Origin of the sequence: Paracoccus sp. SM22M-07 (assembly GCF_001887735.1) — a bacterium.
Classification (GTDB): Bacteria; Pseudomonadota; Alphaproteobacteria; order Rhodobacterales; family Rhodobacteraceae; genus Paracoccus.
On the sequence record NZ_JPKW01000008.1, the window covers coordinates 28520 to 49687 of the forward strand.

The 21168-nt window shown below is 65.8% G+C and carries 17 protein-coding genes, 1 pseudogene and 1 riboswitch; of the genes and pseudogenes, 7 read left to right on the top strand and 11 right to left on the bottom strand.

Going from position 1 to position 21168, the window contains the following annotated elements; translation table 11 throughout:
- Positions 1-56 precede the first annotated feature (56 nt).
- The 3 genes from IE00_RS12355 to thiB are packed head-to-tail and all read right to left on the bottom strand — an operon-like array spanning position 57 to position 3236.
- Complete coding sequence (locus IE00_RS12355; protein WP_072297427.1) at positions 57-749, bottom strand: ATP-binding cassette domain-containing protein; 693 nt, start codon at positions 747-749, stop codon at positions 57-59.
- Positions 742-2280, bottom strand: a complete 1539-nt coding sequence (locus tag IE00_RS12360) for an ABC transporter permease subunit (RefSeq protein ID WP_072297428.1) — start codon at positions 2278-2280, stop codon at positions 742-744. Before IE00_RS12360 ends, IE00_RS12355 begins: the two co-directional genes overlap by 8 nt.
- A complete protein-coding gene (gene thiB, locus IE00_RS12365) occupies positions 2256-3236 on the bottom strand; it encodes a thiamine ABC transporter substrate binding subunit (RefSeq protein ID WP_072297429.1) in 981 nt (326 codons plus the stop codon). Before thiB ends, IE00_RS12360 begins: the two co-directional genes overlap by 25 nt.
- Before the next feature lie 31 nt (positions 3237-3267).
- Positions 3268-3368, bottom strand: a riboswitch (TPP riboswitch).
- A 69-nt stretch (positions 3369-3437) separates the two neighbouring features.
- On the opposite strand from thiB, the gene mutS reads away from it, so the two are divergent.
- Both mutS and aroC read left to right on the top strand, forming a co-directional pair.
- Positions 3438-6068 (top strand): DNA mismatch repair protein MutS, encoded by a 2631-nt coding sequence (gene mutS / locus IE00_RS12370; RefSeq protein WP_072297430.1) that lies wholly within the window; start codon positions 3438-3440, stop codon positions 6066-6068.
- Positions 6065-7171: a chorismate synthase gene (aroC, locus tag IE00_RS12375; RefSeq protein ID WP_072297431.1), complete on the top strand. Its 1107-nt coding sequence runs from the start codon at positions 6065-6067 to the stop codon at positions 7169-7171. The genes mutS and aroC overlap by 4 nt, the downstream gene beginning before the upstream one ends.
- On the opposite strand, the gene IE00_RS12380 is transcribed toward aroC, so the two are convergent.
- From IE00_RS12380 to IE00_RS12415, 8 genes and pseudogenes are all read right to left on the bottom strand, one after another.
- Positions 7162-8037 (bottom strand): ribokinase, encoded by an 876-nt coding sequence (locus tag IE00_RS12380; protein ID WP_072297432.1) that lies wholly within the window; start codon positions 8035-8037, stop codon positions 7162-7164. The two genes, aroC and IE00_RS12380, sit on opposite strands and share 10 nt — an antisense overlap.
- 117 nt (positions 8038-8154) lie before the next feature.
- Positions 8155-8877, bottom strand: a pseudogene (locus tag IE00_RS12385) (cytochrome c1); the annotation flags it as partial.
- A 319-nt stretch (positions 8878-9196) separates the two neighbouring features.
- Complete coding sequence (gene petB / locus IE00_RS12390; protein ID WP_072297433.1) at positions 9197-10519, bottom strand: cytochrome b; 1323 nt, start codon at positions 10517-10519, stop codon at positions 9197-9199.
- A gap of 11 nt (positions 10520-10530) precedes the next feature.
- Positions 10531-11094, bottom strand: a complete 564-nt coding sequence (gene petA / locus IE00_RS12395) for a ubiquinol-cytochrome c reductase iron-sulfur subunit (RefSeq protein WP_072297434.1) — start codon at positions 11092-11094, stop codon at positions 10531-10533.
- Positions 11095-11266: 172 nt separating this feature from the next.
- Positions 11267-12037 (bottom strand): DNA repair protein RadC, encoded by a 771-nt coding sequence (radC, locus tag IE00_RS12400; RefSeq protein WP_072297435.1) that lies wholly within the window; start codon positions 12035-12037, stop codon positions 11267-11269.
- A 46-nt stretch (positions 12038-12083) separates the two neighbouring features.
- Positions 12084-13259 carry a molecular chaperone DnaJ gene (gene dnaJ, locus IE00_RS12405; protein WP_072297436.1) on the bottom strand — a complete coding sequence of 392 codons (1176 nt, stop codon included), beginning with the start codon at positions 13257-13259 and terminating at the stop codon, positions 12084-12086.
- Positions 13260-13340: 81 nt separating this feature from the next.
- The gene (gene dnaK, locus IE00_RS12410) at positions 13341-15251 is read right to left on the bottom strand and encodes a molecular chaperone DnaK (protein WP_072297437.1); all 1911 of its coding nucleotides are present in this window, start codon (positions 15249-15251) and stop codon (positions 13341-13343) included.
- A 203-nt stretch (positions 15252-15454) separates the two neighbouring features.
- Positions 15455-16279: an ABC transporter permease gene (locus tag IE00_RS12415; RefSeq protein WP_233490611.1), complete on the bottom strand. Its 825-nt coding sequence runs from the start codon at positions 16277-16279 to the stop codon at positions 15455-15457.
- A gap of 158 nt (positions 16280-16437) precedes the next feature.
- Here IE00_RS12415 and cysQ point away from each other — a divergent pair, with 158 nt between their 5' ends.
- The 5 genes from cysQ (at position 16438) to IE00_RS12440 (ending at position 21154) form a co-directional block, all read left to right on the top strand.
- The gene (cysQ, locus tag IE00_RS12420; RefSeq protein WP_072297438.1) at positions 16438-17235 is read left to right on the top strand and encodes a 3'(2'),5'-bisphosphate nucleotidase CysQ; all 798 of its coding nucleotides are present in this window, start codon (positions 16438-16440) and stop codon (positions 17233-17235) included.
- Position 17236: 1 nt separating this feature from the next.
- Positions 17237-18037, top strand: a complete 801-nt coding sequence (locus tag IE00_RS12425; protein WP_072297439.1) for a 3-deoxy-manno-octulosonate cytidylyltransferase — start codon at positions 17237-17239, stop codon at positions 18035-18037.
- Between the two features lie 189 nt (positions 18038-18226).
- Positions 18227-19123 carry a UTP--glucose-1-phosphate uridylyltransferase gene (locus IE00_RS12430; protein ID WP_072297440.1) on the top strand — a complete coding sequence of 299 codons (897 nt, stop codon included), beginning with the start codon at positions 18227-18229 and terminating at the stop codon, positions 19121-19123.
- A 4-nt stretch (positions 19124-19127) separates the two neighbouring features.
- Positions 19128-20114, top strand: a complete 987-nt coding sequence (gene galE, locus IE00_RS12435; protein WP_072297441.1) for a UDP-glucose 4-epimerase GalE — start codon at positions 19128-19130, stop codon at positions 20112-20114.
- Positions 20111-21154, top strand: a complete 1044-nt coding sequence (locus tag IE00_RS12440; RefSeq protein WP_371328442.1) for a glycosyltransferase family 2 protein — start codon at positions 20111-20113, stop codon at positions 21152-21154. The genes galE and IE00_RS12440 overlap by 4 nt, the downstream gene beginning before the upstream one ends.
- The last annotated feature ends 14 nt before the right edge of the window (positions 21155-21168 follow it).

Sequence of the window (21168 nt, forward strand, 5' to 3'; positions counted from 1 at the left end):
CAAGGTTAGCAACCTATCGGGCCTGCGGATACCTGATGTTGCGCAGCGCGCAGAACTTATCCCAGATAGGCGCGCAGACCGGGAGGCGGGTCGTCCAGCAGGGGGGCGGTGTCGCGGGGCGGATGGGCGCGGCCATCTTCGACCAGGATGGTGCGGGGCGAAAAGACGCGGGCATCCTGCGGATCATGAGTAACCATCAGGACCGTGGCCTCCGTGCTGTCGGCAATATCGGCCAGCAGGACCAGCATCTCGGCTTTCAGGGCGGGGCCGAGGGCGGCGAAGGGTTCGTCCAGCAGCAGGACGGGACGCGCCCGCAGCAGCACGCGGGCCAAGGCGACCCGGCCTTGCTGGCCGCCGGACAGCGCGGCGGGGCGGCGATCGCCGGTCCCGGACAATCCCACCTGCTCCATTACCTGCGCGACACGGGCGGTCTGATCGCGGTCCAGGCGCAGATCCGGGCGCAGGCCCATTCCTATATTTTGTTTTACAGTAAGATGCGGGAACAAGTTGTGGTGTTGAAACAGGGTCGAGATCGGCCTGACCCCCGGCTGCACCTGCGTGATGTCCTGCCCCTGCCACAAGATCCGCCCGCTGTCGGGCGCCAAAAACCCGCCGATCAACGACAGCAGCGTGGACTTGCCCGACCCCGACGCGCCGATCACCGCAAAGCGCCCGCCCTGTTCCAGCGACAGATCGGCGCTCAGGCTGAAGTCATCCTGACGGATCGCGATATCCCGCAGTTCAAGCATCCAGTCGCCCCCCCTTGTCGAAAATCCAGAACAGCCCGAAGCTGAGCGCCATCAACAGCACCGCCGCACCCGCCGCATCCGCCATGCGATAGCTGTTCATCAGCTGATAGAGTTTCAGCGGCAAGGTCGGCTGGTCGCTGGCGAACAGCGTGATCACCCCCAGGTCGCCCATGGCAAGGGCCGCCGCAAGCCCTCCGGCAAAACCAAGGGGACGTGCCAGCCGCGGCAGGGTCAGGTATCGCAACCGCGCCCACCCCCGCATGTCCAGCGATGCCGCCAGCTGGTCGTAATCGTCTTGCAGGCTGCGCGCCGCCGGGATCAGCGCCCGCAGCCCGAAGGGCAGGGCCATGGCCGCGTTGATCGCCACCGTCACTGGCAGGGCCATCTGCTGCGGGCTGGCCACGTCGCGCAGCAGGATGAACAGCCCCGTCCCCAGGACCAGAGGCGAGGCGATCAGCGGCAGCATGCCCGCGGCCTCGGTCCAGCGGCCGGCACCACGGGCGATGGTCAGCGCCAACGTCAGGCATAGCATCATCGCCAGCAGCGCCGAGATCACGGCCATCACCACGGACCGCCCCGCCGCCCACCAGATATCGGCCTCCAGCATCGGCAGACGCGGCACGCCCACCGCCATCACCGCCACCAGCGGCCACAGCAGGAACCCCGCCGCCAGCGCGATGACCGCCGCATCCGCCGCGACGCGCCAGCCGCGCGGACCGGTCGGGCCCTGGCGTTCATCCATGCCCGCCCCGAATGCCGCCGGAATGGCGATCCAGCGCGCGACCATCAGGGCGGCGATGCACAGCGCGATCTGCACCAGCCCAAGCGTGGCCGCCCGCCCCAGGTCGAAATCAAAGCGGAAGGCCTGATAGATCGCCAGTTCGACCGTGGTGGCGCGCGGGCCGCCGCCCAGGGCCAGCGCGACGGTGAAGGATGTCAGGCAGACCAGAAAGACCGCCAGCCAGACGCCCGGCAGGGCCGCGCGCAGCATCGGGCGTTCCAAGTGGCGGGCGATGTCGGCGGGGGCAAAGCCCAGGCTGCTGGCCAGGCGGAAGCGTTCGTACGGGATCGCCTGCCAGCCCTGCAGGATCAGCCGGACCGAAAGGGGCAGGTTGAAGAAGACATGCGCCAAGATCACCCCCTGCCAGCCATAGATGCCGATTTCCGGCAGGCCCAGGGCGCGCAGGCCTTCGTTCAGCGCGCCATTGCGCCCGAAGACCGAGATCAGCCCCATGATCGCCACGATCACCGGCAGGATGAAGGGCGCGCCCAGCAGCGTGACCAGCAGGCCGCGCCCCCGGAACCGCCGCCGCGCCAGCGCCCGCGCGACGGGCACGGCCAGCGCCGCGGACAGCGTCGCCGACAGCGCCGCCTGCCAGATGGTAAAGCGCACCGCGCGCCAGTCCCATTCGCCCAATCCCGACAACCCGCCCGCCTGCCATGCGACGGCGGCCAGCGTGCCAAGGATCAGGGCGCCCAGTCCGGCGGCGACGATGCGTCCCGCGATCACCCCGCGAAGGCGCGCAGCCATTCGTCCAGCGCAGGTTGGCGCAGGGCTTCGGCCTCGTCCTCGGAATAGAACAGCGTCTTGTCGGGGCGGGGCAGGTCGCGCATGACCGGCGGCCAGTCGTCCTGCGCCAGCTTGGCGGGCAGGGACCAGTTGGCCAGCGGGATGGTCTTTTGGAATTCCGGGGTCAGGATCCAATCCATGAACTGCTGCGCCAGTTCGGGCTGATCGGTCGAGGCCACCTGGGCTGCCAGTTCGGCCATGAAGTAATGGCCTTCGGGAAAGATGGCGGCCTTCTTGGTCAGGTCATCCTCGGCTGCGATGTGATAGGCGGGCGAGGTGGTGTAGGAGAGGACCATGTCGGCCTCTCCGTCCGTGAACATGCCATAGGATTCCGACCAGCCGCGCGTGACGGTCAGCACCTTGGGGGCCAGCTTGGCCCAGGCATCCGGCGCATCGTCGCCATAGACCTGCTTGACCCACAAGAGCAGCGCCAGACCGGAAATGGACGAACGCGGGTCCTGGATCACGATCTTCAGGTCGTCGGGCGCGTCCAGCAATTCCTGAAAGCTGGCGGGCGGGTTTTCCAGACGGGTGTCGTCATAGACGAAGGCGGTTTCGCCCCAGTTATAGGGCAGGAAGGTGTCATCGGTCCATTCCACCGGCAGCGACAGGTCGGACGTGTCCTGCCCATGCGGCGCGAACAGGCCGGATGCGCGGGCGCGGGCGGTGACATCGGTGTTCAGGCCAAAGACGATGTCGGCCTCGGTGCCCTTCCCCTCCATCAGCAGGCGGGGCAGGATGTCGCCGGTGACGAAATCCAGGGTGCAATCGCAGAAGGCCTCGAATTCGGCCTTGATCGTCGGGCCGGGGCCCCATTCGCTGGCGATGTAATCGCTGGCATAGACGGTCAGGACGCGATCCTGCGCCAGCGCGGGGGTCGCCGCCAGCAGGGCGGTGGCGAAAAACAGGGGTTTCACGGTGGCCTCCTTTCAAACGGGTTTCGAAAGAAAGGACAGCCGTCACCTTCCCTCCGCCGGGTATCAACCGGATCAGGTTCAACGGGTCCGCAACTGCGTCTCAGCCCATGCAGGGCACCCCGAGGTAGGCCTGAATGTAATGGTTTCACCGCAGCGCGCAAGCGGCTAGATACGGGGGCCAGAAGGCAGTGAAGGACCGTCATGACCGACCAGCCCACCCCGATGATGGCGCAGTATCTTGCGATCCGCGAGGCGAACCCCGGTGCGCTGCTGTTCTATCGCATGGGCGATTTCTATGAGATGTTCTTCGATGACGCGGTGCAGGCCGCAGCCGCGCTGGACATCGCGCTGACGAAACGCGGCACCCATGCGGGCGAACCGATCCCGATGTGCGGCGTGCCGGTCCATGCCGCCGAAAGCTATTTGCTGACGCTGATCCGCAAGGGGTTCCGCGTGGCCATTGCCGAACAGATGGAGGACCCCGCCGAGGCCAAGAAGCGTGGCAGCAAATCGGTCGTCGCCCGCGATGTCGTCCGCCTTGTGACCCCCGGCACCCTGACCGAGGAATCGCTGCTGGAGGCGCGCCGCCACAATTACCTGGCAGCCTATGCCCAAGTTCGTGACGAAGGGGCGCTGGCCTGGGTCGATATTTCGACCGGGGCGTTTCAGGTGATGGAATGCCCGCCCGCGCGGCTGGCCCCCGAACTGGCCCGCCTGACCCCGCGCGAGGTCCTGGCCGCGGGGTATGAATTCGAGGAACTTGTGCAGGACGCAGGCGCCGCCCTGACCGACCTGCATCCCGGCGCCTTCGACAGCGGCGCGGGGGCCAGGCGGCTTTGCGCGCTTTACGGTGTCGAAACGCTGGACGGGTTCGGCACGTTCACCCGGGCCGAACAGGGTGCGATGGGCGCCATCGTCGATTACCTGGACATGACGCAGAAGGGCAAGCTGCCGCTGCTGCGCCACCCTGTCCGCGAACAGGCGGGCGGCGCGATGCAGATCGACGCCGCCACCCGTCGCAACCTGGAACTGACCCAGGCCCTGTCCGGCGGGCGCGAGGGATCGCTGCTGGCGGCCATCGACCGCACCGTGACGGCCCCCGGCGCGCGCCTGCTGGAACGGCGCGTCAGCGCCCCAAGCCGCGATCTGTCGCTGATCCATGCCCGGCAGCAGGCCGTGGCCATGCTGGTCGATGATCCGCGCCTGCTGGCCGATCTGCGCAGCGCGCTGGCCCGCGTGCCCGACATGGACCGCGCCCTGTCGCGGCTGGCGCTGGAACGCGGCGGGCCGCGCGATCTGGCGGCGATCCGGGCGGGGCTGACCCAAGGGGCCGCCATCGCTGACCGCCTGCCGGATGACGCAGCCCAGGTGCTGCGCGACGCGGTGAGTGACCTGACGGGCCACGACGCCCTGATCGATCTGCTGGATGATGCACTGGTGGCCGAGCCGCCGCTGCTGGTCCGCGACGGCGGTTTCGTGGCCGAGACCTATGACGAGGATCTGGATCAGACCCGCCGGTTGCGCGACGAAGGGCGCGGCGTCATTGCCGGGATGCAGGCGGACTATGCCGCACTTGCCGGTGTCGGCAGTCTGAAGATCAAGCATAACAATGTCCTGGGCTATTTCATCGAAACGACGACCACTCATGCGGAACGCATGATGGCCGCGCCGCTGAACCAGACCTTCATCCACCGCCAGACGACCGCCAACCAGATCCGCTTCACCACGGTCGAGCTGTCCGAGCTGGAGACCCGCATCCTGAACGCCCGCGACCGCGCGCTGGAGATCGAGCGTGGCATCTTCGACCGCCTGCGCGCCGCCGTGCTGGACCATGCCGGACCCATCGGGCAGGCGGCGCGGGCGCTGGCCGAGATCGACCTGGCGGGCGCCTTTGCCGATATCGCATCGGGCGAAGGCTGGGTGCGCCCGCGCGTCGATGACAGCCGCGCCTTTTCCATCACCGGCGGGCGGCATCCGGTCGTGGAACGCGCCCTGAAGCGCAAGGCCGAAAGCTTTGTCGCCAATGATTGCGACCTGACCCAAGGCGCGACCCCGGCCATCTGGCTGCTGACCGGCCCCAACATGGCGGGCAAATCGACCTTCCTGCGCCAGAACGCCCTGATCGCGGTGCTGGCGCAGGCGGGGGCCTTTGTCCCGGCGCGGCAGGCCCATATCGGCATCGTCAGCCAGCTGTTCAGCCGCGTCGGCGCCGCCGACGATCTGGCGCGGGGCCGGTCGACCTTCATGGTGGAAATGGTCGAAACCGCCGCCATCCTGAACCAGGCCGACGACCATGCGCTGGTCATCCTGGACGAGATCGGGCGCGGCACGGCCACCTGGGACGGGCTGTCCATCGCCTGGGCGGTGATGGAGCATCTGCATGCCGCCAACCGCTGCCGCGCGCTGTTTGCCACGCATTACCACGAAATGACCGCCCTGACCGCGCGGCTGGAGGGTGTGGAAAACGCCACCGTCGCCGTGCGCGAATGGGAGGGCGACGTGATCTTCCTGCACGAGGTCAGGAAGGGCGCCGCCGACCGCAGCTATGGCGTGCAGGTGGCGCGGCTGGCAGGCCTGCCAGCTTCGGTCGTGGACCGCGCAAGGCAGGTGCTGGACGCGCTGGAATCGGGCGAACGGCAGGGGGCCGCGCGCCCCGCCGCGCTGATCGACGACCTGCCGCTGTTCCGCGCAGCCCCGCCCGCCCCTGCGCCTGCGAAATCATCCCCGCTGGACGCCGCGCTGAAAGCGGTGCATCCCGACAGCCTGACCCCGCGCGAGGCGCTGGATCTGGTCTATTCCCTGAAAGCCCTGACCGAGGACGCCGGACCATGAGCTATAACACCTTCGGCCGCGAATTCCGTTTCACCACCTGGGGCGAAAGCCACGGGCCCGCCCTGGGCGCGACCGTCGACGGCGTCCCCCCCGGCGTCCCCCTGTCCGAGGATTACATCCAGCGCTTCATGGACCGCCGCCGCCCCGGCACCAGCAAGCACACCACCCAACGGCGCGAGGCCGACCAGGTCCGCATCCTGTCGGGCGTCTTTGAGGGTGTGACGACCGGCACCGCGATCCAGCTGATGATCGAGAATACCGACCAGCGGTCCAAGGATTACGGCGACATCGCCACCAGCTTTCGCCCCGGCCATGCCGATATCAGCTATCACCTGAAATACGGGGTGCGCGATTATCGCGGCGGCGGCCGGTCATCGGCCCGCGAAACGGCGGCGCGGGTGGCGGCGGGGGCCGTGGCCCATGCGGTGCTGGCCAAGCTGGCCCCCGACATGCAGATCATCGGATACATGGTGCAGATGGGTGCGCTGCATCTGGACCGCGACCGCTTTGATGCCGACGCGATCGACGGCAACCCGTTCTTTTTGCCCGATGCGGGCGCGGTCGAGGCCTGGTCGGATTACCTGGACGGCATCCGCAAGGATCAGAACAGCGTCGGCGCCGCGATCGAGGTGCTGGTGAGGCATTGCCCGCCGGGGCTTGGCGCGCCGGTCTATGCGAAGCTGGACACCGATCTGGCCGCCGCGATGATGTCGATCAACGCCGTCAAGGGCGTCGAGATTGGCGAGGGCATGGCCGCCGCCGGCCTGACCGGCGTCGACAACGCCGACGAGATCCGCATGGGCGAAGACGGCCCCGAGTTCCTGTCCAACCACGCGGGCGGGATCCTGGGCGGGATTTCCACCGGTCAGGACATCGTGGTGCGGTTTTCCATCAAGCCGACCAGCTCGATCACGACGCCGCGCCGGTCGATCAATTCGCGCGGCGACGAGATCGAGGTGATCACCAAGGGCCGTCACGACCCCTGCGTCGGCATCCGCGCCGTCCCGGTGGCCGAGGCAATGGCCGCCTGCGTGTTGCTGGACCATCTGCTGATGGACCGGGCGCAGACCGGCGGCCTGCGCGGGCGCATCGGTCAGGACTGAGCGGCCAGGAAGGCGTCGACCTCGGCGGCGGTGGGGATGGCGTCGCCCGCCCCCGGCCGCGTCACCTGCAGCGCCGCCGCCGCCGAGGCGCGGCGCAGCGCATCGGGAATGGACAGCCCGCCGTCCAGCCCGGCCGCGAAATAGCCCGCGAAGGTATCGCCCGCGCCCGTGGTATCCACCGGCGTCACCTTGAACGAGGCCTGTTCATGCGTCCGGCCTGTCGTCAGGTCGCGGTATTCCGCCCCTTTCGATCCGCGCGTGATCAGCAGACCCTGGACCGGCAGATCGCCGGGCAAGGCGGCGAACAGCTGTGCCGCCTCGCCCTCGTTCATGGCCAGGATGGTGACATGGGGCAGGACCTGGCGGACGGCCTGCAGGTCGAAGGGCGCGGCGGAATAGATCACGCGCGCGCCGGCGGCATTGGCGGCCTGGGCGGCAGCGACCTGGCCGGATGTCTCGTTCTGCAAAAGCAGCGTGTCACCCGCGCCGATCCCCGTCAGCGACCGCGTCAGATGGTCTTCGTCGATGGCGCGATTGGCGCCCGGATGGATGACGATGGCATTTTCGGCCTGGTCATCGACCATGATGATCGCATGTCCCGTGGCCTGATCGGCCATGCGCGCGACATGGGCGGTGTCGACGCCCCGGGCCGCCAGCCGTTCGATGACCCAGTCATCGCCCGGCCCCATGGCGCCCAGGTGATGCGTCACCGCCCCCGCACAGGCCGCCGCCACCGACTGGTTCGCGCCCTTGCCGCCCAGGCCCGAATTATGACTGCGCGACGTCAGCGTTTCCCCGGGCAGCGGCAGGCTGTCCAGCCGATAGACCCGGTCGATATTGATGGACCCCAGATTCCAGATCGCCATGGCCGTCTCCTCCGTTCGACGGGCGACATCTGACCGAGGGGGCGGTCCCTTGTCCAGACACGAAAAAACGCGCCCGTTTCGGGGCGCGTTCGTTCAGGTCGGGATGATCGCGGGGGATCAGTGCTTCAGCTTGGACTTGTGGGGTGCCCAGAGTCGCTTGTTGACCAGATACAGCAGCGCGCTGAGGATCAACAGGAACAGCACCGCGACCAGGCCCACGGACTTGCGGTCCATCAGCTTGGGCTCGGCGGTCCACATCAGGAAGGCCGAGACGTCGGTGGACATCTGGTCCACGGTCGCCGCCGTGCCGTCGGCATAGGTCACGCGGTCATCCGACAGCGGGGGCGGCATGCCGATCCAGCCGCCGGGGAAGGCGGAGTTGCCGTAAAGGACCGAACCGGCCTCTTCCTTTTCCTCACCGGTGTAACCGGTCAGGACGGCGTGGATATATTCCGGGCCGCCGATGCCCTTGACCAGCTGGTTGATCCCGAGGCCCACGGGGCCGTGGAAGCCCGCGCGTGCCTTGGCCATCAGCGACAGGTCGGGACCCATGCCCATGCCCGAGATGGCCGGGAAGTGGTCGGTGGCGACACGGTCGCGTTCCTCGCCGGTGGCTTCGTCCATGATGGGCAGAAGCGTCGCGGCATAGGCGCGGACCTGGTCTTCGGGCAGGCCGGGACCGCCTTCATCGGCCAGGGTGCGGATCGGGACGAACTTCATCCCGTGGCAGGCGGCGCAGACCTCGGTATAGACCTGAAGGCCGCGCTGCAGCTGGAACTGGTCATAGCTGCCGAAGGGGCCTTCGAAGCTGAAATCGATATCCTCGATATGGGCAGCGCCGTGGTCGCCCCCTTCTTCTGCGTGACCGGCATCTGCATGCTCGGCCTCGCCTTCGGCATGCTCGGCCCCGGCTTCCGCCTGGGCCTCGGCCTCGGCCGCTGCGGGTTCTTCCGCAGCAACCTCGGTGGTTTCGGTCGCGGTCTCGGTGGGCGTGGCGACGAAGGTCGTGCCCTCGGCCGTCGTCTGCTCCGCATCCGCCGGCTGCATCGGCACCGTGGTCGTGGTGGCATCCTGCGCCAGCGCGAAGCCGGTCGCAGAGATCGTCAGGGCCAATGCGGCCGTGAGCGTCTTGGTTCTCAGGGTCATTCCTTGGCTCTCCTTACTCGGCCGGTGTCGCCTTGGCGCCGTAATGCGCGTTGAAGTCTTCCTCGATCGTGGCCGGCATGGGCTCGGGCTTCTCGATGACGCCCAGAAGCGGCAGGATGACCAGGAAGTAGGCGAACCAATAGGTCGAGGCCAGCAGCGCGATATAGGGGTAGGGACCCGTGGTCGGCATGGCGCCGACCCACATCAGCACGACGAAATCGACGGCCAGCAGCCAGAACCACCACTTGAATTGCGGGCGGTAACGGCCCGAACGCACGCGCGAAGTGTCCAGCCAGGGCACCAGCGCCATGACGATGATCGCACCGAACATCGCCAGCACGCCGAAGAACTTGGCGTCGACGATGCCGAAGGACAGGAACTGGACCAGCTGCACGGCCCAGACATCGCCGTCGAAGGCGCGCAGGATCGCGTAGAAGGGCAGGAAGTACCATTCGGGAACGATATGGGCAGGCGTCGCAAGCGCGTTCGCCTCGATATAGTTGTCGGGGTGGCCCAGATAGTTCGGCATGAAGCCGACGATCGCGAAGAAGACGACCATGATGACGGCCAGCGCCAAGAGGTCCTTGATCACGAAGTAGGGCCAGAAGGGCAGGGTGTCCTTCTGCGCTTCCTCTTTCGAACCGCGGCGGACCTCGATGCCCGTCGGGTTGTTGTTGCCGGTCGAATGGAAGGCCCAGATATGGACGATGACCAAGCCCGCGATGACGAAGGGCAGCAGATAATGCAGCGAGAAGAAGCGGTTCAGCGTCGCGTTGCCGACGGCCGGTCCGCCCAGCAGCCAGGTCTGCAGCGATTCACCGATGCCCGGAATGGCACCGAAGAGACCGGTGATCACGGTCGCGCCCCAGAAGGACATCTGACCCCAAGGCAGCACATAGCCCATGAAGGCCGTGGCCATCATCAGCAGATAGATCAGCATGCCGACGATCCAGGTCACCTCGCGCGGGGCCTTGTAGCTGCCGTAGTAAAGGCTGCGGAAGATGTGCAGGTAAACGGCCACGAAGAACAGCGACGCGCCGTTGGCGTGCAGGTAACGCAGCATATAGCCGCCGTTCACGTTGCGCATGATATGTTCGACGCTGGCGAAGGCCATGTCGACATGGGGCGTGTAGTGCATGACCAGAACGATGCCGGTGATGATCTGCAACGCCAGGCAGAATGTCAGGACGATGCCCCAGATCCACATCCAGTTGAGGTTCTTGGGGGTCGGGATGACAAGCGTGTCATACAGCAGTCCGGCCACCGGCAGACGACGGTGCAGCCAGCGTTCGAAGCCCGATTTGGGCTGATAATGGTCGTGCGGAATTCCGGCCATGAGAACCCTCCTCAGCCCAGCTGGATGGTGGTGTCGTTGATGAACGACGCCACGGGAATATGCATGTTCTGGGGCGCGGGACCCCGGCGGATGCGGCCTGCCGTATCATAGTGGCTGCCGTGGCACGGACAGTACCAGCCGCCGAAATCACCCGCGCCATCCCCGATCGGCACGCAGCCCAGATGGGTGCAGACGCCGATCTGAACCAGCCATTCGCCGGCCTCGTCCAGGGTGCGGTTTTCGTCGGTGGCAGGCTGGTCCGCGGGAAGATTGGGGTTCTGCGCGTTCTGGTCGACCAGTTCGTTCAGTTCGACCGCGCGTCCGGCCTCGATCTCCTCGGCGGTGCGGCGACGGATGAAGACCGGCTTGCCCAGGAACAGGACGGTGATCTGCGATCCTTCGGCCACGCCGCTGACATCGACCGGGATCGAGGCAAGGGCCTGGACATCAGCCGAGGGGTTCATCTGGTTCACAAGCGTCCAGGCGGCGGCACCGGCGGCCACCGTGCCTGCGCCCGCCGCGGCATAATAGAGGAAATCCCTCCGGGTGCCTACGTGGTCATCTGCGTGGGACACGGGTCATACTCCAATTCGGGCCGAAATTCAGGCCGATACGACATTCCGGGCCACGTCCAAGACGCAGCCTTCGCGTCGCGGTTCTACCGTTCAAATTCATGTCAGTCCAGACTGTAACCCGGAACAAACCGGCGCATTTCGCCGCATCTGTCGCAAATGCACCACGTTCCGGTTACAGCAGGCCTTCGGAACGGAAACTGAGCTCGCGCGATTTGCCGATGATCAGGTGATCATGGATGGTGATGGACATGCTTTCGGCGGCCTGCGCGATGCGGGTCGTCATGGTGATGTCCGAATCCGAGGGCGTCGGATCACCCGAAGGGTGGTTATGCACCAGAATCAGCGCCGAGGCATTCAGCTCCAGCGCCCGGCGGATGATCTCGCGCGGATAGACGGGGACGTGATCGACTGTGCCGCGGGCCTGTTCCTCATCCGCGATCAGGACGTTCTTGCGGTCCAGATACAGGACGCGGAACTGCTCGATCTCCCGGTGGGCCATGGCGGTGTGGCAGTAATCCAGCAGATCCTGCCAGCTGGACAGCACGGGACGGTGCATGACGCGCGCGCGGGCCAGGCGTTGGGCGGCGGCCTCGATGATCTTCAACTCGGTCACCACGGCGGGGCCGACGCCGTCGATGGCCTGCAGTCGCGCGGGCGTCGCGGTCAGGACGCGGTTGAAATCGCCGAAAGCCTCGATCAGGCGGCGGGCCAGCGGTTTCACGTCCTGACGGGGAATGGCGCGGAACAGGATCAGCTCCAGCATCTCGTAATCGGGCATGGCGGCGGCACCGCCCTGCATGAAGCGGTCGCGCAGCCGCGCGCGATGATCGGCCAGATAGGAGGGGGTCGTCTTGCCGCGTGTCGGGACCGCCTGCACCACGTCGTCGGGTGCAGGGGCGAACAGGGGCAGGGGCATTTCGCCAAAGGAGCGATTCGGGTCCATGCCCGCAAGCATGGGCCCGATCGGTAAACAAAGGGTTAAACCGAGATCAGCGGGTCATCCCGTCCCAGAAGCTGCGGACCTTGTCGAAAAACCCGTCGGACTGGGGGCTGTTATCGGCCTTCTGCTCCTCGAACTCGCGCAGCAGTTCGCGCTGGCGGGCGGTCAGGTTCACGGGGGTCTCGACCGTCAGCTCGATCAGCATGTCGCCCAGCTCTCCGCCGGCACCGGCACCGTGGCGCAGGGGCGGCATACCCTTGCCGCGCAGGCGCATCTGGCGTCCGGTCTGGCTGCCCGCGGGCACCTTGACCTTGGCGCGACCGCCGTCGATCGTCGGCACCTCGACCTCGCCGCCAAGGGCGGCCGTGGCCATGCTGACGGGCACCTGGCAGGCCAGCATCTTACCGTCGCGCAGGAAGATCGCGTGTTCCTGCACCTCGACGAAGATGTAGAGGTCGCCCGCGGGTCCGCCGCGCAGCCCGGCCTCGCCCTCGCCGGCAAGGCGGATGCGGGTGCCGGTCTCGACACCGGCCGGAATGTTCACCGACAGCGTGCGCTCGCGTTCCGTGCGCCCTGCGCCGTGGCAAGCCTTGCAGGGGTTCTTGATGATCTGGCCGGCGCCGCCGCAGGTGGGGCAGGCGCGTTCGACGGTAAAGAAGCCCTGCTGCGCACGGACCTTGCCCATGCCGGCGCAGGTCGGACAGGTTGCGGGCTGGGTCGCGCCCTCGGCGCCCGTGCCGTCGCATTCGTCGCAGGCCGCCGAGCCCTTGACCGTGATCGGCTTTTGAACGCCCACATAGGCGTCCTCCAGCGACACCCGCAGGTTATAGCGCAGGTCCTGACCGCGCTGTGCGCGCGACCGACCGCCGCCGCCTGCGCGACGTCCACCCATCATGTCGCCGAAAAGGTCTTCGAAGACATCCGCGAAGGCCGATCCGAAATCGCCCTGACCGGCACCGCCGCGACCGCCGAAGCCACCACCGAAGCCGCCGCCGCCACCTTCGAAGGCGGCATGGCCGAAGCGGTCATAGGCGGATTTCTTCTGGTCGTCCTTCAGGCAGTCATAGGCCTCGTTCGCTTCCTTGAAGCGGGCTTCGGCCGAGGCGTCGTCCGGGTTGCGGTCGGGATGCAATTCCTTGGCCTTGGTGCGATAGGCCTTCTTGATCTCGTCGGCCGAAGCCCCGCGGCTGACCCCGAGCACCTCGTAATAGCAACGCTTGCTCATGTGTCGTCCTGTTCAATTGTCCCAAAAAACGCGGGCCGGTCCGCGAAAGCAGACCGGCCCCTTTTTGAGAGTCGGCCCCGATCAGCCGCGCTTCTTGTCTTCGCCCAGATCTTCGAAATCGGCGTCCACGATATCCTCGTCAACCTCGCGTTCGGTATCCTCGGACGAGGCGGCTTCGTCGTTGCCTTCCTGGGCCTTGTAGATGGCCTCACCCAGGCGCATCGAGGCGTCCATGACGTTCTGGATGCCCGAACGGATCTTGCCCGAATCCTCGGATTTCAGGGCCTCTTCCAAGGCGCCGACGGCCAGTTCGATGGCTTCGACGGTCGAGCTGTCGACCTTGTCGCCATGGTCGGCCAGCGACTTCTTGGTCGAATGGATCAGGCTTTCGGCCTGGTTGCGGGCCTCGACCAGTTCGCGACGGTTCTTGTCGGCCTCGGCGTTGGATTCCGCATCATCGACCATCCGCTGGATGTCTTCGTCGGTCAGACCGCCCGAAGCCTGGATGGTGATGTTCTGTTCCTTGCCGGTGCCCTTGTCCTTGGCCGAAACCGAGACGATGCCGTTGGCGTCGATGTCGAAGGTCACCTCGATCTGGGGCATGCCGCGCGGTGCGGGCGGAATGTCCTCCAGGTTGAACTGACCCAGCATCTTGTTGTCGGCGGCCATCTCGCGCTCGCCCTGGAAAACCCGGATCGTCACGGCGTTCTGGTTATCCTCGGCGGTCGAGAAGATCTGCGACTTCTTGGTCGGGATCGTCGTGTTGCGGTCGATCAGGCGGGTAAAGACTCCACCCAGGGTCTCGATGCCCAGGGACAGCGGCGTCACGTCCAGCAGAACGACATCCTTGACGTCACCCTGCAACACGCCGGCCTGAATGGCGGCGCCCAGTGCCACGACTTCGTCGGGGTTCACGCCCTTATGGGGTTCCTTGCCGAAGAACTCGGTCACTTCCTGCACGACCTTGGGCATGCGGGTCATGCCGCCGACCAGAACGATTTCGTCGATCTCGCCCTTGGCGCAGCCGGCATCCTTCAGCGCGTCCTGAACGGGCTTCATGGTGCGCTTGATCAGGTCGGCGACCAGGCTTTCCAGTTTGGCGCGGGTCAGTTTCATGACCATGTGCAGCGGCTGGCCGTTGCTGCCCATGCTGATGAAGGGCTGGTTGATCTCGGTCTGGCTGCTGCTGGACAGTTCGATCTTGGCCTTCTCGGCGGCTTCCTTCAGGCGCTGAAGGGCCATCTTGTCCTTGGTCAGGTCGACGCCATGCTCTTTCTTGAACTCGTCAGCCAGATAGTTGACGATCCGCATGTCGAAATCTTCGCCACCCAGGAAGGTGTCGCCGTTGGTCGACTTGACCTCGAACAGGCCGTCGTCGATTTCCAGGATGGTGATGTCGAAAGTACCGCCGCCAAGGTCATAGACCGCGATGGTCTTGGTCTCTTTCTTGTCCAGGCCATAGGCCAGGGCAGCCGCGGTCGGCTCGTTGATGATGCGCAGGACTTCAAGGCCGGCGATCTTGCCCGCATCCTTGGTGGCCTGACGCTGGGCGTCGTTGAAATAGGCCGGAACGGTGATCACGGCCTGGGTCACGGTCTCGCCCAGATAGGATTCGGCGGTTTCCTTCATCTTCTGAAGGATCATCGCGCTGACCTGCGAAGGAGAGTAATTCTCATCCTTGACCTGGACCCATGCGTCGCCATTGCCGCCGTCGACAATGCTGTAGGGAACCAGCTTGCGGTCTTTTTCCACGGCTTCGTCACCGATGCGACGGCCGATCAGGCGCTTGACGGCAAAGACGGTGTTGCTGGGGTTCGTCACGGCCTGACGCTTGGCGGGCTGGCCGACCAGACGTTCGCCATCCGTGAAACCCACGATCGAGGGCGTGGTGCGTGCGCCTTCGCTGTTTTCGATGACCTTGGGCTGGCTGCCGTCCATGATGGCCACGCAGCTGTTGGTGGTGCCAAGGTCGATGCCGATGACTTTAGACATATGAATATAACCTCTCTTGCGGCGATATTGTGAGCCTCGGGTCCGTTTTGGCCCCCGCGGCCCGATCCCTTGCTTTGAATTAGGCCCGGAACCTCCGGACTGCTTCGGGGGTGTATATAGGGATGCAATTCAGCCCCGCAAGCACCGCGGCGGCGCAAAATCGGCCCCCTGTGCCGCCTTTTGCGGCCTTGCGGGAAACAATCCTACTGCGTGGCGGCCCAGCTGATCGATTCGTGCTTGCGGGTGGTGAAGTTGATCAAGAGCCCGATCATCAGCATCGCGATGGAAAACCACAGCGGATACAGAAGCACCGTCTTGTGCGGCGAATAGTTGATGAACAGGAAGCCGCGTTCCTGGTCGATCAGGTGGAACAGCGGATTCCAGATGAACCAGGGCAGGATGAAGTTCGGCATGGTGTTGGCCACGAAGAACTTGCCCGAGGCGAACATGTTTACCCGCTGGTACAGCGTCGTCAGCACCTTGGCGGTGGCGGGCGACCAGGGCCTGATCCCCAGAAAGACCAGCCCCACGCAGCACCCCGAAAACCAGGCCAGCAGGAACAGCGCCGCCGCGCCCAGGGGGTCATAGATGGTGATCGGCTTGAACAGCACGTGATAGGCCAGCAGCAGCACGATGATGCTGATCGCCTGCTTGTAGAGGATCGCCAGCGCCGCCCCCGAGATCAGCACCGCCGCGTTCAGCGGTTCGTGCTTGATGATCCCCGATGAGACGGAATGGCTGGCCGACACCGCCCCCACCGCCTGCACATGCAGCATGAAGACGAAGATCCCCGACATGATATAGAGGAGGAAGTCGCCCCGCAGCGGCGCCGTCTTGATGCCCACCAGCGCATAAAGCGCCAGGAAGACCAGCATGAACAGCGATGTCTGGACGATGGTCAGCAGCAGCCCGACCGCCGCGTTTCGGTGTTCGGTCCGCAGGTTGTAGACGGTCTGGTGATAGATCAGCGCCAGCGTCGTGAAGGCGGCCTGGGCCATGTTGCGGCTTTGACGTTGCTTGAACAGCATTCCGACCCCTTGGCCTTGAATTGATGCGGGATTGTCGCAGCATCGGGGCTGCCACGGTGGCGGTGCTTGCCGATATCCCCGCGGCACAGCATAAGGATGGCAGCACACCCAGACAATCCGGCATGGCCGGACCGGCCCCGCCACGTAAAGGAAAGTGAATGCAATTCGACCGATTGACCACCGAAATGCGCCGCCTTGCCCTGCTGGCAGGCGAGCGGATCATGGAAATCTATCAGTCCGATGATTTCGAAACCCGCACCAAGGCCGACGATTCGCCCGTGACCGAGGCCGACGAGGCCGCCGATGCGATCATCTCGGCCGGCCTGCGCGAGGCCTTTCCCGACATCGCCCTGGTGACCGAGGAACAGGCCGAGACCCATGGCCAGTCGCTGTCGACCTTCCTGATCGTCGATCCCCTGGACGGCACCAAGGAATTCGTCCAGCGCCGCGGCGATTTCACCGTCAACATCGCCTATGTGGAAAACGGCGTGCCGGTCCGGGGCGTGGTTTATGCCCCCGCCAAGAACCGGCTGTTCTATACCGCCGCCGACGGCATGTCGGTCGAGGAGAAGGCCCCCTTCGGCGAGGCCCCCGGCAAGGTCGAACCGATCGGCGTCAACGCCATGCCCGACAACCGCGCGCTGCTGGTCGTGGCCTCCAAGTCGCATCGCGATGCGGCCACCGACGCCTATATCGGCCAGTACGCGGTGCGCGACATGACCAGCGCCGGGTCGTCGCTGAAATTCTGCCTGGTCGCCACGGGCGAGGCGGATCTCTATCCGCGGCTGGGGCGGACGATGGAATGGGACACGGCCGCCGGTGACGCCGTCCTGCGCGGCGCGGGCGGCGAGATGGTGCGCTTCGACGACCACAGCACCTTCGTCTATGGCAAGCCGGGCTTCGAGAACCCCTTCTTCATCGCCTACGCCCCCGGCGTCCTGCTGGCGAAATCGTAAGATGTCGGTCGTCATCGTCATCCCCGCCCGCCATGCCTCGACTCGCTATCCGGGCAAGCCGCTGGTCGAATTGCGCGGCGCGGGCGGCGCGGCGCGCAGCCTGATCCGGCGCAGCTGGGACGCGGCCATGGCGGTGTCCGGCGTGGACCTTGTGGTCGTCGCCACCGATGACGACCGCATCCGCGACCATGCCGAAGGTTTCGGCGCCCAGGTCGTGATGACCAGCACCGGATGCCGCAACGGTACCGAACGCTGCGCCGAGGCGATCGCCAACCTGGGCATCACCCACGAGATCGTCGTGAACCTGCAGGGCGACGCGCCGCTGACCCCCGCCTGGTTCGTCGAGGACCTGGTCGCGGGCCTGCGCGCCGCCCCCGAGGCCCAGGTGGCCACGCCGGTCCTGCGCTGTTCGGGCCGGATGCGCGCCGACCTGATCGCCGATCGCCATGCCGGACGCGTGGGCGGCACCACGGCGGTCTTCGGGCATGACGGGCAGGCGCTCTATTTCTCCAAGGAAGTCGTGCCCTTCGTGCCGGGCGACATCGACGACGATGCCGACAGCCCGGTCTTTCATCATGTGGGCGTCTATGCCTATCGCCCCGCGGCGCTTGCGGCCTATGCGGCCTGGCCGGAAGGCACGCTGGAAAAGCTGGAAGGGCTGGAACAGCTGCGCTTTCTGGAGCGCGGCCGACCTGTCCTTTGCGTCAAGGTCGAGGCCCGGGGGCGTCAATTCTGGGAACTGAACAACCCGCAGGATGTTGAGCGGCTTGAACAGATGATGTCCGATATGGGTCTTCAGTGACCGCCCCGCCATCAGCACTGCCGGTCCCTTGGGCGATAAATGTTAAACATTTGTAGCATTCCGGCAGAATGGCTTGGCGGGTAACTGCCCAGAATATAGTCTGTCTATTGAATTTCAGGCCCCTGCGTGTAGGCAGTGGCTGCAATTAGGGCGGCCGCCTGGTCCGTCACGTTATCAGAGGTAGTTGAAATGGGTCGCAAGGTTACAAAAGCCATCTTTCCGGTCGCGGGTTTGGGAACACGCTTCCTTCCCGCCACGAAGAGCATTCCGAAGGAAATCCTGTCCCTGGTCGACAAGCCGCTGATCCAATACGCGATCGACGAGGCCCGCGCTGCCGGTATCAAGGAATTCATCTTCGTCACCTCGCGGGGCAAGGGCGCGCTGGAAGACTATTTCGATCATTCGCACGAGCTGGAATCGAACCTGAAGAAGGCCGGCAAGGACAAGCTGCTGGAAACCCTGCGCCAGACCAACATGGATTCGGGCGCCATCGCCTATATCCGCCAGCACAAGGCGCTGGGCCTCGGCCATGCCGTGTGGTGCGCCCGTCGCCTGCTGTCCGATGACGAGCCCTTCGCCGTCGTGCTGACCGACGACGTCATCCAGGGCGAACCGCCCTGCCTGCAGCAGATGATCGAAGCCTATGGCGAGACCGGCGGCAGCATGGTCGCCACGATGGAGGTCGCCCCGGAAAAGGCATCCGCCTATGGCGTTCTGGACGTGGCCGAGGATATGGGCGCGATCGTCCGCGCCAAGGGCATGGTCGAAAAGCCCGCGATGGGCACGCAGCCGTCGAATCTGGCGGTGATCGGCCGCTATATCCTGGCACCGACCGTCATGAAGAACCTCAACAAGCTGAAGCAGGGCGCGGGCGGAGAGATCCAGCTGACCGACGCCATCGCCGAGGAGATCGAGGCCGGGCGCGACGTCTTTGGCCTGCGCTTCCGCGGCCAGCGCTTCGATTGCGGGTCCAAGGCGGGCTTCCTGCAGGCCACCGTCGCCTTCGGCCTAGAGCGCGAGGAGCTGCGCGACGAATTCGCCGAATACCTGCATCACGTCATGTCCACGAACCGTGCGGCCGAGTGATCTGATGACCCGGAACGTCCTGGTGACCGGCGGTGCGGGCTATATCGGCTCGCACGCGTGCAAGGCGCTTTCACGGGCGGGCTTCGTGCCCGTCACCTTGGACAACCTGACGACCGGTTGGCGCGACGCGGTCAAGTTCGGCCCGCTGGTCGAAGCCGATCTGATGGACCGCGCGGCGCTGGACGCGGCATTCGCCGAGTACCGGCCCGTGGCCGTGCTGCATTTCGCGGCGCTGAGCCAGGTGGGCGAGGCGATGGCCGAGCCGGGCAAATACTGGCGCAACAACGTTTCGGGGTCGCTGAACCTGATCGAGGCGGCGATTGCGGCGGGTTGCATGAACTTCGTCTTCAGCTCGACCTGCGCCACCTATGGTGATCGCGACGGAGAGATCCTGAACGAGGATACACCGCAGGCTCCGTTGAACGCCTATGGCGCCAGCAAACGCGCCATCGAGGACATGCTGGTGGATTTCGAGGCGTCCCACGGGCTGCGCCACGTGATCTTCCGCTACTTCAACGTCGCGGGTGCCGATCCCGATGGCGAGGTCGGAGAGTTCCACCGCCCCGAAACGCACCTGATCCCGCTGATTCTGGACGCGGTCGATGGCAAGCGGTCGGCGCTGACCATCCACGGCACGGATTATCCCACGCCGGACGGCACCTGCATCCGCGATTATGTCCATGTGATGGACCTGGTCGATGCGCATGTGAAGGGCCTGGAATGGCTGCAGGCCGACAAGGGCAGCCGCGTCTTTTGTCTGGGCACGGGCGACGGCTTCTCGGTCCGCGAGGTCGTGGATGCCACCCGCCACGTCACGAACCGGCAGGTTCCCATGGTCGACGGCCCGCGCCGTGGCGGCGATGCCGTCAAGATGGTCTGCGGCAGCCAACGCGCCAAGACCGACCTGGGCTGGACCCCCGACCGGTCCACCATGAAGCAGATGATCGCCGATGCATGGCGCTGGCATCAGGCGGGCGACTATCAACAGTGAGCCGCGGCTCGCTTCGCCACGCCTGGCAGGTCTATCGTGCCCGGTGGAAGCGACGTGAACTGATGTGGCGCGCCATCAAGGCGCGCCGCGATCTGCAGCCCATCGCCGACCGGACCGGGGCGATCGGACCCGACGACATCCTGGTCGTGACGACGCTGCGCAATGAAATTTCGCATCTGCCTGGTTTTCTGGACCACTACCGTCGATTGGGGGCCGCGCATTTCCTGATCGTGGACAATGCCAGCGATGACGGGTCCGACGGGCTTTTGGCGGCACAGCCCGATGTGTCGCTGTGGCACAGCAAGGCCAGCTATCGCGCGGCCCGATTTGGGTTGGACTGGACCAACGCGCTGCTGATGCGGCATGGGCACGGCCATTGGTGCGTCACGGTCGATGCCGACGAATTGCTGATCTATCCCCATCACGACACCCGCCCTCTGCCACAGCTGGTCGCGCATCTTCAGGCGCAGGGGATCGCCGGGATGGGGGCGCTGATGCTGGATCTGTATCCGGACGGGCCCGTGGGCAGCGCGGATGCCCCCGAGGGCGCCCCCCTGGCGCAGCGGCTGTCCTGGTTCGACCCCGGCCCCTATCGCGCGCGGCGGATGATGCCGCGACGCAACCTGTGGGTGCAGGGCGGGGTGCGCGAAAGAGCTTTCTTTGCCGACGATCCGGTGCGGTCCCCGACCTTGAACAAGCTGCCCTTGATGCGCTGGAACTGGCGGCAGGTTTATGTGAATTCGACCCATTCGCTCCTGCCGCCACGGTTGAACGACCTTTACGACGGGCCGGGTGACGGGCGGCTGTCGGGGGTTCTGCTGCATGGCAAGTTCCTGCCCGGCATCGTCGAAAAATCCACCGAGGAACTGACCCGCCGCCAGCACTTCGCCCGCCCCGAGGCCTATGCCGATTATCATCGCGCGGTGGCGCGGGGACCGGTCCTGCGCGATGCGAATTCGCAGCGCCTGACGGGTTGGCGTCAACTGGTGCAGCTGGGCCTGATGGGCACAGGGGACTGGACGGACGTCCAGGATTCCTGAAAAAACCTTGCCAA

Excerpts from the sequence above, each read along its gene's own strand:
- IE00_RS12355 (WP_072297427.1), bottom strand. The coding sequence starts at position 749 with ATGCTTGAACTGCGGGATATCGCGATCCGTCAGGATGACTTCAGCCTG.
- IE00_RS12360 (WP_072297428.1), bottom strand. The coding sequence starts at position 2,280 with ATGGCTGCGCGCCTTCGCGGGGTGATCGCGGGACGCATCGTCGCCGCC.
- mutS (WP_072297430.1), top strand. The coding sequence starts at position 3,438 with ATGACCGACCAGCCCACCCCGATGATGGCGCAGTATCTTGCGATCCGC.
- aroC (WP_072297431.1), top strand. The coding sequence starts at position 6,065 with ATGAGCTATAACACCTTCGGCCGCGAATTCCGTTTCACCACCTGGGGC.
- IE00_RS12380 (WP_072297432.1), bottom strand. The coding sequence starts at position 8,037 with ATGGCGATCTGGAATCTGGGGTCCATCAATATCGACCGGGTCTATCGG.
- petB (WP_072297433.1), bottom strand. The coding sequence starts at position 10,519 with ATGGCCGGAATTCCGCACGACCATTATCAGCCCAAATCGGGCTTCGAA.
- radC (WP_072297435.1), bottom strand. The coding sequence starts at position 12,037 with ATGGACCCGAATCGCTCCTTTGGCGAAATGCCCCTGCCCCTGTTCGCC.
- dnaJ (WP_072297436.1), bottom strand. The coding sequence starts at position 13,259 with ATGAGCAAGCGTTGCTATTACGAGGTGCTCGGGGTCAGCCGCGGGGCT.
- dnaK (WP_072297437.1), bottom strand. The coding sequence starts at position 15,251 with ATGTCTAAAGTCATCGGCATCGACCTTGGCACCACCAACAGCTGCGTG.
- IE00_RS12415 (WP_233490611.1), bottom strand. The coding sequence starts at position 16,279 with ATGCTGTTCAAGCAACGTCAAAGCCGCAACATGGCCCAGGCCGCCTTC.
- cysQ (WP_072297438.1), top strand. The coding sequence starts at position 16,438 with ATGCAATTCGACCGATTGACCACCGAAATGCGCCGCCTTGCCCTGCTG.
- IE00_RS12425 (WP_072297439.1), top strand. The coding sequence starts at position 17,237 with ATGTCGGTCGTCATCGTCATCCCCGCCCGCCATGCCTCGACTCGCTAT.
- IE00_RS12430 (WP_072297440.1), top strand. The coding sequence starts at position 18,227 with ATGGGTCGCAAGGTTACAAAAGCCATCTTTCCGGTCGCGGGTTTGGGA.
- galE (WP_072297441.1), top strand. The coding sequence starts at position 19,128 with ATGACCCGGAACGTCCTGGTGACCGGCGGTGCGGGCTATATCGGCTCG.